This is a genomic window from Amycolatopsis heterodermiae, assembly GCF_034929455.1.
GTDB classification, from domain to species: domain Bacteria; phylum Actinomycetota; class Actinomycetes; order Mycobacteriales; family Pseudonocardiaceae; genus Amycolatopsis; species Amycolatopsis heterodermiae.
Genome location: NZ_JAYFSI010000005.1, coordinates 40,348 through 54,219, shown reverse-complemented (window position 1 = coordinate 54,219; position 13,872 = coordinate 40,348). Strand labels below are relative to the sequence as shown.

At 72.9% G+C, this 13,872-nt stretch carries 12 protein-coding genes; 4 read left to right on the top strand and 8 right to left on the bottom strand.

The features are described 5' to 3' along the window. The first annotated feature begins 1 nt into the window (after position 1). The gene (locus VA596_RS22500; protein ID WP_323329809.1) at positions 2-883 is read left to right on the top strand and encodes a class I SAM-dependent methyltransferase; all 882 of its coding nucleotides are present in this window, start codon (positions 2-4) and stop codon (positions 881-883) included. On the opposite strand, the gene VA596_RS22495 is transcribed toward VA596_RS22500, so the two are convergent. Both VA596_RS22495 and VA596_RS22490 read right to left on the bottom strand, forming a co-directional pair. Then, positions 876-3,482, bottom strand: coding sequence for a DNRLRE domain-containing protein (locus tag VA596_RS22495; protein WP_323329808.1), 2,607 nt, complete (start codon positions 3,480-3,482; stop codon positions 876-878). The two genes, VA596_RS22500 and VA596_RS22495, sit on opposite strands and share 8 nt — an antisense overlap. A gap of 68 nt (positions 3,483-3,550) precedes the next feature. Next, the gene (locus VA596_RS22490) at positions 3,551-4,423 is read right to left on the bottom strand and encodes an NAD(P)H-binding protein (protein WP_323329807.1); all 873 of its coding nucleotides are present in this window, start codon (positions 4,421-4,423) and stop codon (positions 3,551-3,553) included. Positions 4,424-4,502: 79 nt separating this feature from the next. Here VA596_RS22490 and VA596_RS22485 point away from each other — a divergent pair, with 79 nt between their 5' ends. Continuing rightward, on the top strand, positions 4,503-4,937 hold the full coding sequence (locus tag VA596_RS22485; RefSeq protein ID WP_323329806.1) for an Rrf2 family transcriptional regulator: 435 nt from the start codon (positions 4,503-4,505) through the stop codon (positions 4,935-4,937). 202 nt (positions 4,938-5,139) lie between these two features. Here VA596_RS22485 and VA596_RS22480 read toward each other — a convergent pair whose 3' ends face one another. Further along, positions 5,140-6,000 (bottom strand): helix-turn-helix transcriptional regulator, encoded by an 861-nt coding sequence (locus VA596_RS22480; protein ID WP_323329805.1) that lies wholly within the window; start codon positions 5,998-6,000, stop codon positions 5,140-5,142. A gap of 118 nt (positions 6,001-6,118) precedes the next feature. On the opposite strand from VA596_RS22480, the gene VA596_RS22475 reads away from it, so the two are divergent. After that, complete coding sequence (locus tag VA596_RS22475; protein WP_323329804.1) at positions 6,119-7,210, top strand: Gfo/Idh/MocA family protein; 1,092 nt, start codon at positions 6,119-6,121, stop codon at positions 7,208-7,210. On the opposite strand, the gene VA596_RS22470 is transcribed toward VA596_RS22475, so the two are convergent. Both VA596_RS22470 and VA596_RS22465 read right to left on the bottom strand, forming a co-directional pair. Further along, the gene (locus VA596_RS22470; RefSeq protein ID WP_323329803.1) at positions 7,188-8,420 is read right to left on the bottom strand and encodes a carboxylesterase/lipase family protein; all 1,233 of its coding nucleotides are present in this window, start codon (positions 8,418-8,420) and stop codon (positions 7,188-7,190) included. The two genes, VA596_RS22475 and VA596_RS22470, sit on opposite strands and share 23 nt — an antisense overlap. Then, on the bottom strand, positions 8,407-9,192 hold the full coding sequence (locus VA596_RS22465) for an MBL fold metallo-hydrolase (protein ID WP_323329802.1): 786 nt from the start codon (positions 9,190-9,192) through the stop codon (positions 8,407-8,409). Before VA596_RS22465 ends, VA596_RS22470 begins: the two co-directional genes overlap by 14 nt. Positions 9,193-9,262: 70 nt before the next feature. Between VA596_RS22465 and VA596_RS22460 the strand changes: the two genes are divergently transcribed. Continuing rightward, positions 9,263-11,209: a LuxR C-terminal-related transcriptional regulator gene (locus VA596_RS22460; RefSeq protein ID WP_323329801.1), complete on the top strand. Its 1,947-nt coding sequence runs from the start codon at positions 9,263-9,265 to the stop codon at positions 11,207-11,209. On the opposite strand, the gene VA596_RS22455 is transcribed toward VA596_RS22460, so the two are convergent. Genes VA596_RS22455 through VA596_RS22445 form a run of 3 tightly spaced genes read right to left on the bottom strand, consistent with a single transcriptional unit; the run spans position 11,200 to position 13,702 of the window. Continuing rightward, complete coding sequence (locus VA596_RS22455; protein ID WP_323329800.1) at positions 11,200-11,889, bottom strand: response regulator transcription factor; 690 nt, start codon at positions 11,887-11,889, stop codon at positions 11,200-11,202. The genes VA596_RS22460 and VA596_RS22455 overlap by 10 nt on opposite strands. After that, positions 11,886-13,076, bottom strand: a complete 1,191-nt coding sequence (locus VA596_RS22450) for a sensor histidine kinase (protein WP_323329799.1) — start codon at positions 13,074-13,076, stop codon at positions 11,886-11,888. The genes VA596_RS22455 and VA596_RS22450 overlap by 4 nt, the downstream gene beginning before the upstream one ends. Beyond that, the gene (locus VA596_RS22445) at positions 13,073-13,702 is read right to left on the bottom strand and encodes a sensor domain-containing protein (protein ID WP_323329798.1); all 630 of its coding nucleotides are present in this window, start codon (positions 13,700-13,702) and stop codon (positions 13,073-13,075) included. The genes VA596_RS22450 and VA596_RS22445 overlap by 4 nt, the downstream gene beginning before the upstream one ends. Positions 13,703-13,872 lie beyond the last annotated feature (170 nt).

The following is a 13,872-nucleotide window of genomic DNA, read 5'->3' as shown; positions in this document are numbered from 1 at the left end:
CGTGACCAGCATCCCGGAACCCGTGGCCCGCCACCAAAGTGTGGTCCACCACGCCGGGTTCGACTACACCGCGGGCTCGCCGCACCTGCGCCACCGCGCCCTGCACCAGCGGGTCGTGGGAACCTGCCGGGACGTGGTGCGGGACGTGCTCGCCCGCTGGGGCCACTGCCGGGTGCTGGAGGTCGGCGCCGGGCACGGCACGTTCACCGACCACGTCGCGGCGCTCGGCGCCGAGGTCTGGGTCACGGAACTGAGCCAGGACAGCGCGACCCGGCTCGCGGACCGGTTCCGGCACAACCCGGCCGTGCACGTGCGGCACGATCCCGACGGCACGGCGGCCGCGTCGCTCGGCACGTTCGACGTCGTGCTGTGCCTGTCGGTGCTGCACCACATCCCGGACTACCTGGCGGCCGTGGGCCAGTACGTCGGCCAGATCGCGCCGGGTGGCGCCTTCGTCAGCTACCAGGACCCGCTGTGGTACCCGCGGCGCGGCCGGGTGTCGCGCCTGGTCGACCGGGGCGCCTACCTGACGTGGCGGCTCGGCCGTCCCGGCCGCGCCCGCGGGCTGGCGTCGCTGTCCCGCCGCCTGCGCGGTGCCTACGACGACGATCTCCCCGGTGACGCGGTCGAATACCACGTCGTCCGGCTCGGGGTCGACGAAGAGGCGCTGGAAAAGCTGCTGCGGGAACGGTTTCCCGACGTCCGGGTGGACCGGTACTGGTCGACGCAGGCGGGTCCGCTGCAGTGGCTGGGGGAGCGGTTCGGGCCGCCGACGACGTTCGGCCTCGTCGCGACCGGGGCGCACGCCCGACGTGGGCCGTGCTCCGGCCAGGCGGCCCCGCTCCCGGGTGGGAACGGGGCCGCCGGTCACGCGGTCAGTTGACGTACACCGAGTAGCCGATGCCCCCCGATCTGGTGCCGTCGGCGGTGTTGCCCCGCACGAACACCGTGTAGCTGCCCCGGTCCGGTGGGGTCCACGTCATCGTCCCCGCACCCGAACCGTCCGCCGGCACGGTGACCTCCCCGGTCCCGGCACCCCGGTCGTCCTGGACGTGGTAGGTGTAGGAGACGATGCCCGGCATCCCCGGTGTGAAGGTGAACGTCCCCGGCACACCGGCACCGCCCGACCACACGCCTTCCGGGTATTCCTTGGACGACACGTACGGCGCGCTCAAGACGTTGAAGTAGTACGTGTACTCCTGGGAGGAGACGTTGCCGGCCGTCACCGTGTGCACCCGCAGGTTGTGGTCGGCCCAGCCGTCCGGCGGCAGCGGGGGAGTCCACGGCAGCACGGACCGCCCGTTCTCGGCGGCGATCTGCTGGAACGGACCCCAGTCGAACGAGTACTCGAACGTCACCGCGCCCGGCTGGCGGGCGTCGAAGGTGAAGCTGCCGGGGAACACCCGCCCGTTCGCCTGGAACTCCTTCGAGGTCACCCTCGGGTCGTTCGTCACCGTCCACGTGATGTTGTCCGTCGACGACCACACGCCCGCCGTGTTCTTCGCGCGCACCAGCATCTCGTAGTCGCCGATCCTCGGCGGGGTGTAGCTCGCCGTCGCGGTGTTGCCGACGGCCGGCACGGTCCACCTGGTCGCCGGGTCCGCCGTCAGCCAGTACTCGAACTCCACGGCGCCCGGCATCGGGGTGGTGAACGTGAACGTGGTGGCCCGGCCCTCCGTCCCGATGTCGCCCTGGTACCCGATCTCCGGTCGCCAGGTGTTGAGCGACAACCGTTTCTCCGTCACCGGGGACAGCCCGCCGGACGCGTCGCGGGCCTGGACCCGCAGCAGGTTCTGGTCGGCCGAGGTGAACGCGACCGGCAGCGTGGCGGTGCCGCCGGCGTTCGCCTTGACCGTCCACTTCGTACCCTCGGCACTCGCGAACCAGTAGTCGTACTCGACGACGCCCGGCATTCTCGGGGCCGCCGTGTACGTGGCCGAGGTGCCCAGGTCGACGTTCTCGGGCCCGGTCACCACCGGTGACGCGTCGACGAGGAACCGGTACTCCCGTTCCGGCGACTTCACGCCCGAGGAGTCGGTGCTGCGCACGAACAGCTCGTGGTCACCACCGGTGGCCGGCGTGATCGTCACCTCGGCGACGCCGTCCTGGCCGGCCGCGACCGTGGCGGACGCGGCGTCGTCCAGCCGGTAGTCGTACGCCACGACGTTCGCCATCCCCGGCGCGAACCGGAACACGCCCGGCACGCCGATGCCGCCGTCCGGGCCGCCCTGCGGCGGGTAGCGGTCGGACGTGACCGTCGGCCGCGTCTCCTTGACGATGAAGGAGTAGTAGGTGCTGAGCGAGAGGTTGCCCGCCCGGTCCCACGCCCGCACGACCACCGAATGCCAGCCGTTGGACGTCGGTGTGAAGCCGACGGTGGCCTTGCCGTCGGGGCCCGCGGCGATCTCGCGCGTGCCCTCGCCGAAGTCGTAGTCGTACCGCGCGACGTCGGTGGAACCGTTGGGGGAGAAGGTGAACTGGCCCGCCACCCCGACGCCGCCGCCCTCGGCGTCCGCCGGGTACGTCGCGGAGACGACGGCGGGGGCCTTCGGATCCGTGCGGTCGACGGTGAACCGGCAGGGGCCTGCCGTGGCCGACTTCGCCCCCCAGCTGTCCTGGGCGTACACCTCCCACGCGTAGGTGCCGTCGGCGAGGTCCGAGGTGTCGGGGTAGGCCGCGGCGGGGTTGCCCGACCCGGCGCCCGTGTGCCGTTGCGCCGGGTTCGCCACCGGCCACCACGCGAACTGCCCGGACGTGAAGTCGCCGTTCGGGTCGGACACCTGTGCGCTCAGCACCAGCTGGCGGCTCGCCAGTGCGCCGGTGCCGTCCTTGGCGCAGGGTGCGTCGTTGGCGCGGAGGTCGGCCGGTGTCGCGGGCGGCGCGTTGTCGACCACCCGCAGCGTGGGCGGGGCCTCGATCACCCGGTAGAACGCCGGGTCCGCCTCGTGAGCTTCGGCGACGCGGAAGCCCAGCGTAAGGGTGCGGGCCTTGTGCGCGACCGCGTCCCGCACCGCGGTGGTGACGTCGAACGTGGCGTCGTTGTCGATGCAGGAGCCGTCGGCGCCCCGGGACGCCACCCGGGTCCGCTCCACCGGGCGGTTCTGCCAGGTCGACTGCTGGGTGTAGTCGGAGGTCCGCCACACCTCGGTGGCGCGGCTGTCGCAGTCGACGTAGTGCGTTTCGCCGGCCGACAGCAGCACCGTCGTGAACGGCTTGCCCCGCAACGAGCTCAGGTCGAAGTTCACGTACGAGCGCTGGCGGTGCGGTGTGGTGTCCCAGGTGCCGATCGGCAGGTTGCCGGACGGTTTGAAGTGGGCGGTGGTCGGTGCCGCCGAGTCGACGTAACCCCACGACGTCGCGGACAGCGTCACTTCGGAACGCTGTTGACCAGTGGTTTTCGTGGCCGCCATCGCGCCTTCGGTACCGGTGAGCGCGATGGCGAGCGCGACGGCGAGCAACGTCAGTGATCTTCGTAAGGTCATGCTGGCCTCCCCTGTTGCGTGCATGCGGGAGGTACACGCCCGAAGGGGAGGATCGGTTGCTTCGTGGTTCAGTCCACCATTCCCTTGAGGACGTCACCCACGCTGACCGGCCGGCGGCCGGTCAGCTGCTCGACGTCTCCGCCTCGCTGGCTGAGTGCGCCCTCGCGGATCGCCCTGCCGAACGAAGCCACGTTTCGGGCGGCCGGCTCGGGCAGCCCGTTCGCGACGGCGTCGGCGATCCATGTCCCGTCGTCGACGGAGACGGCCTCGACCTCGGTGCCGCCGGCCGAGGCGTACAGGCCGGCCAGCTCGGTGCCGGTGAGCGGCTCGGGACCGGCGACGTCGTAGGTCTTGCCGGCGTGCTCGCCGCCGCCGGCGAGGACGGCGGCCGCCGCGGCCGCGCAGTCCTCCCGGCTCACGTACGCGCTGGCGCCGTCGCCGAAGTTGTGGACGAAGGCGCCCGCGGTCAGCGGGTTCCGGGCCGAAAACAACGCGACGTACTCGCTGTACACGTTGTTGCGCAGGAAGGTGTGCGGGACGCCGCTGCCGAGGATCGCCGCCTCGGTCGCGGCGTGGTCGGGCACCACCGACGCGGAGTTGCGGCGGGGGTCCGGGTTCGGGTACGAGGTGTAGGCGATCAGCCCCACGCCGGCCGCCTTCGCGGCTTCGATGGCCGCTCTGTGGTGATCGACTCGCTCGGCGCCCGCGTCGATGCTGATCAGCAGGACGCGTGTCGCCCCGGCAAAAGCGGCAGGCAGCGTGCGGGGATCCGCGAAGTCGCCGTGGCGGACCTGTGCTCCGCGTGCGGCCAGATCGGTGAGCTTGTCCGGAGATCGCGTGAGAAGGACGACGTCGGCGGCGTCGACGCCATTGGTCGTCAAGAGCAGCTCCGCGGTCCGGCGTCCGAGGTGTCCGGACGCCCCGGTGATGACGATGCTCAACACAGCTCCATTCGTAGCAATCACTGTTACGAATTGAACCGTAACAGAGACTGCTACGGTTCCGGTAGACTCGGCCGCGATGTCGACCAACACCCAGTTCGCCCTCGGGGTCCACCTGCTCACCCTGCTGGCCACCCTGGCGCCGGAGAGCCTGTCGTCGGAGGCCATGGCCGAGTCGGCCATGGCCAACCCGGTCCAGATCCGCCGCGCCCTGGGGCGCTTCCGCCAAGCCGGCCTGATCGCCTCCAAGCCGGGCGTCGGCGGTGGCTCACACCTGCTGAAGGACCCCGCCACGATCACGCTCGGCGAGGTCTGGCGCGTCGTGCAGGGGGAAAACCACGTCCTCGGCTCCTATCCGGGCGACCCGGACTGCGCGGTGGGCCGGAACATCCAGTCCTGGGTGATCGACGTCGACCGCCGCGCCCGGCAGGCGATCGAGGACGAACTGGAGCGGACCACGATCGCGCAGCTCGTGGCCCGGGCCCACGAGCCGCGGCTCGACGGTATCGAATAAGCGTTTGTGACGTCGTTCTCCCCTTGGTTCCCGGAAGAAATCGGCCTTGCTGCTTTCGGGCGCTGGACATGTCCTGTGGACAGCCCGGAAAGTGATCGCTGAAGTGGTCCTTCTCCTGTGGGCCGCGGGAACATCGCCGCTTCAGGCCAGGGACGGCCACCCGGTGCGGATCGACGGCGTCGTCCGGGACGGTCACGCGCGGTCAGCTTGAGCGGGGCATGAGTTCGGCCGCGGGCCCCCAGCTGAGCAGCAGGGCCAGATCGCGCGCCGTCGGCGAGCCGGGTTCGACGGTGTAGATCACCAGCCGCTGGTCCGGCTGATGGGGCGTGGTGACGGCCTCGATGCCGAACTCCAGCGTGCCGATTCCGGGGTGGACTATGCGTTTGGTCAACGACGTGCGGTCGACGACGCCCTGCTCGTCCCACCAGCGAGCGACATCGGGGGAGCGTGCGCGCAGCTCGTCGATGAGGCCGGACAGCTTGTGGTCGCCGGGGTGGCGGCCCAGCTCGTACCGGAGGCTGCCCACCGCGGCCCGGGCGAAGTCGTCCCAGTTGGCGATCCGGTCGCGGGCGGGCGGCTCGAGCAGGAGCCAGCGCAGGAACTGCGTCCCCGGCGCGAAGGCGGTACCGAGAACGGCGCCCAGCGCGGCGTTGCTCGCGAGCACCTCCGAGCGCCGACCGAGCAGGACGGCGGGAAGGTCACCGATTGCGGTCATCACCCGCAGCAGCCCGGGTTCCGGGCGTTGCGGGGATTCCCAGGCGTCCCGGTGCGGTGCGGGTCCCGCCAGGGCCCGCAGGTGCTCGCTCTCCCGCTCGTCCAGCTGCAGCGCCCGGGCCAGCGCGGCGCAGACGTCCTCGCCGAGCGTGGTCTGGCGGCCTTGTTCGAGACGGCTGTAGTGGTCGGGGCTGATCCCGGCGAGGACGGCCAGCTCTTCCTTGCGCAGGCCGGGCACCCGCCGCGGTCCGGGAAAGGGGGTGATCCCGGCTTGTGCGGGGGTGAGCCGGTCCCGCCGGGACCGCAGGAACTCCCCGAGCGCTTCGTTGGATCTGGTCCCGGCCGGCACGGGTCCAGTGTAGGAGCGGGTGCCGGGTCCTACCTGGTCATGGCGTGACCTGGTTGCCGCACCGGCCCGTGTGTTGAGTGGTGGGCACGAGAACAGTCCATCCACAGGGGAGTGCTTCATGCCGGAACGCGTGCACCGAGTCGGGGTCATCGGGGCCGACACCCGGGCGAGCTGGGCCCAGGTGTCCCACATCCCCGCCATCCACGGGCTGGCGTCCGTGACGTTGTCCGCGGTCGCCACCCGCCACGAAGACAGCGCCCGCGAGGCCGCGGCGGCCTTCGGCGCCTCGCACTGGTTCGCCGACCCGTACCGCATGATCACCGACGATTCCGTCGACATCGTCACCATCGCGGTCAAGGTTCCCGCGCACCGGGACCTCGTCCTCGCCGCCGCGGCGGCGGGCAAGGTCGTGTACTGCGAATCGCCGCTGGGTGTTTCCCCGGCCGAGGCCGCGGAACTGGCCGCTGCCGCGCGCTCCCGGCCCAGCGCCATCGGGTTGCAGGGGCGGCTCAACCCCGCTGTGCGGCGAGCGGCGCGGCTGATCGGCGAAGGCGCGATCGGCCGGCCGCTCAACGCCCGGGTGGTGTCCACCTCGGCGGCGTTCGGCCCCAGCACGTACTCGGCGTACCGGTACTTCGAGGAAGCCGGCTCCGGCGCCCACCTCCTGACCATCACCGGCGGGCACACCTTGGACGTCGTGGAGGCGCTGCTGGGTGACGTCGTCGAGGTCGACGCCCGCGCGGAAACCCTCTGGCCGCACCCCGTCCTGGCCGACGTCGGCGGGAGTGCTCGCCGGGAGGTTCCCGACCACGTCGACGTCCTCGCCCGCACGGCTTCGGGAGCCGTGGTTACCGTCGGCATCCTGGGCGGGGTCGCACCCGAGGACGCGCGGTTCACCTTCGAACTGCGTGGTTCCGACGGGTGGCTGACGCTCACCGGCGGCTCGATCTACGGCGTGCAGGGCGCGGATCTGACCCTGACGTCGAGCGCGCGGTTCGAGGACACCCCGGCAGGTCGGGAGCCGCTGCCCGGTCCGGCGCTCAACGTGGCGGAGGTGTACGCGAGCCTGGTCGCCGATCTCGATGAGGGGACTCGCACGACGCCCGGTTTCGACCACGCCGTGCACAACTCCGAACTGGTCGCGGCGGTCGGCCGGGCCGCCGAGAGCGGGCAGCGCTGGTCGGCCGTCACGTCAGGTGCTCGGCGATGAAGAACCGCTTCGTCTCCGGATGGGGCGTCCAGCCGGGATCACCGGTCTTGGCGAAGGCGACCCAGGCGTCGTGCAGGGGCCCGGGGCCGAACACGAACGGCAGCTCGGCGCAGTGCGGCGCCCCGCCTTCGCGCCCGAACCGGTACGTCCACGCCCGGCCCCGATGGGCCTCCGCGAGGTGCGCGGAGCCGGTCTCGAACTGCTCGGTGACCAGCGCGGAGAGCTGGTCGACCGGGCGTGCGAAGCGGGCCCGGTAGCTCGCGGCCAGCCGTTCCGGGTCCGGGTGCCGCCGGGTCGCGGCGGCGAGCACGTCGGCGTCGGTGACCGGCTCGGAGACGTACAGGTCGGCCTCGTCGTCGTTGGTGCCGACGACGAGGTCGACCGGCGCGAGGTCCAGGGCGCCGTCCACCACCGGCTTGAACGGGCTGACCCCGAGCGAGCGGTCGTACCGTGTGTCGACGCGCAGGTCCGCGACGGCCCGGACCAGGTCGGCGTCACCGATCCCGGTGAACGCGCGGGCCGTCGGGGCCACGCCCAGGTTCGCCGCCAGTGCCGTGGTCACGCGGGCGGCCTGCTCGGGGGTGAACACGTGCGCGCCGCCGCTTTGCGAGATCGCGCGGTGCACCAGGCCGTCCGCCTCGGGCGTGGCCAGGAGCGCGGCGATCAGCATCGCGCCCGCGGACTGGCCGAACAGCGTGACGTTGCCCGGGTCGCCGCCGAACCCGGCGACGTGGGCCCGGACCCAGCGCAGCGCCGCGAGGACGTCGAGGACGCCGCGGTTGCGGGGCGCGCCGGGCAGGTCGAGCCAGCCGGGCGCGCCGAGACGGTAGTTGAGCGTCACGAGCACGACGCCGTCGCGGGCGAAGGTCGTGCCGTCGTACATCGGGGCGTGGCCGGAGCCGCTGAGGAAGCCGCCGCCGTGCACGAACACCAGGACCGGGAGGTCCCGGGCGGGGGAGTCGGGGGTCCACACGTTCACGGTCAGGTAGTCCGGCCCCGGCTCCCAGCCGGGGCCGAGGACCGCCGCGAGGTTCGTGCCGGGGAACGACCGCGTCTCCTGCGGCGCGGTCGGCCCGGGCGCGGTGGCGTCCCGGAACCCCGCCGGCGGCGGCTGCGGCGGGCCGAAGCGGTCCTCGAGCGTCGCGTACGGGATGCCCTGGTAGATCCACACGCCGTTCTCGCGCCGGCCCAGCAGCTCAGGCGAACGCAAAGCCCGCTCCTTCCCGGACGACGGGGCCGCCCTCGAAGTGCGCGGGCAGCACCAGCGCGCCGTGGTCGGCCGCCCAGCCGAGGACGCGCCGGCGCGCGGCCCTGGCCTCGGCGGCGTCGAGGCAGAACATGCTGTTCGCGTCCGGTTCCAGCGCCTGCGCCGGGTTGTGCAGCAGGTCGCCGACGAACACGGCGTCCTCGCGCAGCTTGAGCACGCTGGAGCCGGGGGTGTGCCCGGGTGCGGGTTCGAGCACCAGGTCGTCGGCGATGCGGTGGCCGTCCCGCCAGAGCACGCCCTGACCCGCGTCGAGCACCGGTTGCACGCTGTCGGCGAGCACCGGGTCGCCGCGGAAGTGCTCGTAGTCGGCGGCGGGGAAGAGGTAGGTCGCGCGCGGGAACGCCGGGACCCACTCGCCGCCGTCCAGGGTGGTGTTCCAGCCGACGTGGTCGGCGTGCAGGTGCGTGTTGACCACGACGTCGACGTCGCCGGGCTCGACGCCCGCCTCGGCCAGCCGGGCCGGGAAGCCCGTGTCGAGCCGGTGGAACGCGGGCATCCCCGGCCGGTCCTTGCCGTCGCCGATGCCGGTGTCGACCAGCACGACCAGGCCGTTCACGCGGACGACCCAGGTGTGGGTGCGGCTGACGAGCCGGCCGTCGTCCGGGTCCCACAGGTGCGGGCGGGCGTCCCAGAAGGACGGCGGCAGGTCGGCGAACATCGCCGTGGGCGGCCGGGTCGGCCACTGCATCTCCGGCACTCGGGTGATCTCGGGCATGAACCCGATCGTGGCCCGGGCACGGCGTTCGCCGCGTCCGTCACCTGACTGCATCGGGTACGTTCACGGGGTGAGCCTCGTCACCGGAGGGCAGGCGCTGATCCTGGTCGGTGGCCCGGGAACCGGCAAGACCGCGCGCCTGGACGCCGCCGCGGCCGAGGCCGGCGGCCTGGTCCTGCGGGCGTCCGGTCATCCGCTCGAGACCGACGTCCCGTTCGCCGGCCTGCACCAGCTGCTGCGGCCCGTGCTGGACCGCGTGGACGTCCTCCCCGCGCGGCAGCGGGCCGCGCTCGGCGTGCTCACCGGCGACGCCGGCCCCGACCGGCTGCTGCTGGGCATCGCCGTGCTGACCCTGCTTTCCGAGCTCGGGCCGGTGCTGCTGGTCGTCGACGACCTGCAGTGGCTCGACCCGGATTCGCTGCGGGTGCTCACGTTCGTGGCGCGGCGCCTGGACGGCGAGCCCGTCGCCCTGCTCGGCGCGAGCCACCAGGCGCACTTCGGCTTGCCGCACACCGAAGTCGGGCCGCCGGCGGACGTGGCCGTCGCGGCGCCCGAGCTGACGGCGGCGGAGCTGGACGACCGGGCCGGGGAGGCCGTCCGGCGTGGCGCGTACGGGACCGCGGCCCGGCTGCTGGAACGGGCCGGCGGCGACCGGCGGTTCCTGCGCGCGGCCGAGCTGGCGATCCTCGGCGGCCACCCGGGCCAGGGTCTGGAGCTGCTCGACCGCGTCGAGGATCCCGCGCTGAACGCCGAGGCCGCCCTCCGGCGAGGCCAGGCGCTGGCCCTCACCCCGCGCCGCGACGCCGCGCTGCGGCACCTGCTCGACGCGGCCGCGCACCTCCCCGAGCCGCTGGCCGGGGAAGCGATGGACAGCGCCGCCGTCGTCGCCTACTACACCGGCCGTCGCGAGGGCGTCCAGGCACGCTCGCTGTGGGCGCGGGCGCTGACCGACCCGGTGGCCATCGAACTCCCGGACGCGCCATCGCGGCCGGACCAGCTGATCGCCCACGCCACGACGGCCTGGCTGCTCGACGAGACTTCGCTTGCCGTGGAGGGGTTCGAGCGGGCCGCCGACCTGGCCGAGCTGCCGGACGTCCTGCGCTGCGCGGCGGGCTGGGCGTACCTGGAGTCCGGGCGGTGGGCGCCGGCCCGGCTGGTCGCGGCGGCCTCGGCGCGCGCCGCGGCCGACGGCGACCTGCCGCACACCGCCGCGGCCGCCCAGACCCTCGACGCCACGGTTCTGGCGCTGCAGGGCGACGTCGTCCAGGCCCGGGAACTCGCCACCGCCGCGCTGGCTGCCGTCAGCCCGGACGCGAGTGCGTCGGTGATCGCGCGCGGCCGGTGGGCGCTGGGCCTCGCCGCCACCGCCGACGGCGACTTCGAGACGGCCTACGACCAGCTCCGCCTGCTGTTCGACACCGGCGGCGAGCCGGTGCACTACCACGTGACACCGCTGGCCATCGCCGATCTGGCCGCCGCCGCGGCCCGCACCGGGCGCGAGGTGGGGCACCTGGTCGACCGGCTGGTCCCGGCCACCCGGCGGCAGCACAACCTCGTGGCGCGCGCCCGCGCGCTGCTGGCCGCGCCGGACGAGGCGGAGAAGCTGTTTCGCGTCGCGCTCGAGGATGCGGGGCCGTGGCCGTTCGAACAGGCCGCGACCCAGCTGGACTACGGCGAATGGCTGCGCAGGCACAATCGGCGGGCCGACGCCCGGCTGCCGCTGCGGTCGGCGCTGGAGACGTTCCGCCGGCTCGGCGCCCGGCCGTGGGCCGAACGCGCGGTCGCCGAGCTGCGCGCGTCCGGCGTCCGGGCGGAGCCCGCCGGGCCGGCCGCCCTCCTGGAGCTGACGCCGCAGCAGCAGGTGATCGTCCGGCTCGCGGCGAAAGGGCTGAGCAACAAGGAGATCGGCGAGCGGCTGTTCCTGTCCGCGCGCACGGTCGGCTCCCACCTGTACCGGGTGTTCCCGAAGCTCGGCGTCACCTCGCGGGCGCAGCTGCGGGAACTCGGCTACGGGTGATCGTCCGCGCTGACCAGGCCGATCCGGTACGCGTAGACGACGGCCTGGACCCGGTCACGCAGCTGGAGCTTGGACAGGATCCGGGACACGTAGGTCTTCACCGTCTCGATCCCGATGAACAGCGCCGCGGCGATCTCCGCGTTGGACATGCCCGCGGCGAGCAGCTTCAGCACTTCGCGTTCGCGGTCGGTCAGGAGTTCCACGACCTCCCGCATCTTGCCCGCGCCCGTGCTGCTCTGCCGGATCCGCTCGCCGAAGCGGCCGATCAGCCGGCGCGTCACTTCCGGTGCGAGCAAGGCGTTTCCGGACGCTATCGTGCGCACCGCCGCGATGAGGTCGGTCGGTGGTGCGTCCTTGACGAGGAACCCGCTGGCCCCCGCGCGTAATGCCTCGAAGACGTACTGGTCGAGGTTGAAGGTCGTGACGACCAGGACCTTCAACCCGGCGGCGGATTCGGGACCCGCGAGACGGCGGGTGGCTTCGATGCCGTCGAGGAGCGGCATCCGGATGTCCATGATGACGAGGTCCGGCGTGAGGCGCTCGGCCAGGGCCACCGCCTCGATCCCGTTGCCGGCCTCGCCGACGACCTCGAAGTCCGGCTGCGCCGACAGAATCGTGACGTACCCCGCGCGGACGAGTTCGTGGTCCTCGCACACCAGGATCCGGATCGGGGCGGTCATCGGCCCACCGCCCGGAGGGGGAGGCGGGCGCGCACCACGAACCCGCCGTCGGCGGCGTGGTCCGCGGCCAGCGTGCCGCCCGCGAGGGAGACGCGCCGGCTCAGCCCCGCGAGGCCGCGGCCCGACGGCGCGGGTGGTGCGCCGTGCCACAGTTGCCGCTCGCCGTCCCCGCCCGTGGTGACCTCGACGACGAGCCCATCGCCCGCGTCACCGCGCACCCGGACGACGGTTTGCCGCCCTGGCGCGTGCTTCAGCGCGTTGGTGAGTCCTTCTTGGACGACCCGGTAGGCGGCCAGCTGGGCCAGGCCGGAAATGTCGCTCGCCGGGTACTCTTCGATGAACTCCACCGGCTGCCCGGTCGCCCTGGTCTGGTCCACGAGGTCACCGAGCCTGCCGATCGCGGGTTCCTTGGAGCCGGGCCGGAAGTCGTTCTCGGGCGTGAGCACGTCGAGGAGCCCGCGCAGGTCCGTGATGGCGCGGCGGCCGGTGGTGCCGATCGCACGCAGTCCGGTGAGGAGCCGCTCGCGGTCGTCGGCCGGCAGGTACTGGGCGGCGTCCGACTGCATCACCATCGCGGTCACGTGGTGGGTGACGACGTCGTGCAGTTCCCGGGCGAGGCGTTCGCGTTCGGCGCGCAACTCACCTTCGACGCGTTCGTCGTTGCGCCGGTCCTGCTCGCGCATGCGGCTGCGTGACCACGCGCCGAGCAGCCAGAAACCGGCGGGCAGCACGAAGAACAACACGAAGTCCTTCGCCGGGAACGGTGATCCGGCGTGGATCAGCCAGGCGCACGTGCCGACGTAGCCGGCGACCCACAGCGGCACCGAGACCACGCGGAACGTGGCCTGGAGCGTTCCGGCGCTGTAGAGCGCGATGTACAGGCCGACCGACGCGAGGGTCGGCCGGTACCCGGAGGCCTGGTAGACGAAGAACGCCGACGAGGTGAGGGCCAGGCACCAGCCGGGAGCGCGGCTGCGCACCGCCAGCGGGAGCGCCTGCGCGAGGACCAGGCCGGCCGCCAGCACGTCGAACGGACGCTGTTCCACCGGCCACCCCAGGGCCGTGCCCTTGTCGGCGACGCCGGGGAGGAAGGACAGGATCGTGACGACCGCGGCGATCCCGCCGTCCTTGACCGTGGTCGGGAGCGCGCGGTACCGAGCCACGGCCGCCCGCAGGAACGGAGTCATGCCACGTCCGGGACGGCGCGGAGCAACACGCGGGCGATCGACGCATCCAGCCACGCCACCGCGCGGACGACCGGGACGAGGGTCAGCAGCATCACGGCGCCGACGGCGAAGTCGAACCAGGGACTGGCGAAGGAGCCTCGGCCGAGCAGCAGGTCGCCGACGGAGGACCCCTCGATCGACAGCGACCGGAGGTGCACCGGAGAAGCCAGTCCGACCAGCGCGCCCGTCCACCAGGTGAGGGCGACGCCAAAGGCCAGCAGGGCGGGGATGGACCGCACCACGGCGTAGGCGAAGTCCAGCCAGCACTGGGGATCGGCGAGAGGAGCCGACCATCGCCGCAGTGTCCCGGCGTCCGCGGGTGCCGGCCGGTAGCCGGGTCCCGGAAGGCTCCGGCCCAGCACCGGCTCGACGCGCTTGCGTTCGAACGCGGCGAGACGGCGGCACGCGTACAGCGTCGCCGCGAGGATCGGCACGACGACCGCACCGAGCGAAATCCCGGTCACCGCAACGGTGAAAGCGACCAGCGAAAGCGGTGCGCCCAGCAGCAGATACCGGGAGTCCAGGAAAAGCTGACGCAGGTGCCGTCCCAGGAAATCCCGGTCGGCGCGTCGGTCGGTCAAAGTCATGCAGTCGATCCTAAAGACGTGCGGGAGAGCCGAAGTCCCTCGCGAGAGGGAACGGCCGCGGCACGAAGCTACGGTACGCACGCATCCGCGATCCGGTCCGGGGTCGGTATCCATCGGCGCACAAGGTGCCCTTCGGGAAGCAGCCGGAACCGGCATCCCCCGCGAGAGCC

Coding starts and splice junctions, on each gene's coding strand:
- VA596_RS22495 (WP_323329808.1), bottom strand. CDS start 3,482: ATGACCTTACGAAGATCACTGACGTTGCTCGCCGTCGCGCTCGCCATC.
- VA596_RS22485 (WP_323329806.1), top strand. CDS start 4,503: ATGTCGACCAACACCCAGTTCGCCCTCGGGGTCCACCTGCTCACCCTG.
- VA596_RS22475 (WP_323329804.1), top strand. CDS start 6,119: ATGCCGGAACGCGTGCACCGAGTCGGGGTCATCGGGGCCGACACCCGG.
- VA596_RS22465 (WP_323329802.1), bottom strand. CDS start 9,192: ATGCCCGAGATCACCCGAGTGCCGGAGATGCAGTGGCCGACCCGGCCG.
- VA596_RS22455 (WP_323329800.1), bottom strand. CDS start 11,889: ATGACCGCCCCGATCCGGATCCTGGTGTGCGAGGACCACGAACTCGTC.
- VA596_RS22450 (WP_323329799.1), bottom strand. CDS start 13,076: ATGACTCCGTTCCTGCGGGCGGCCGTGGCTCGGTACCGCGCGCTCCCG.
- VA596_RS22445 (WP_323329798.1), bottom strand. CDS start 13,702: ATGACTTTGACCGACCGACGCGCCGACCGGGATTTCCTGGGACGGCAC.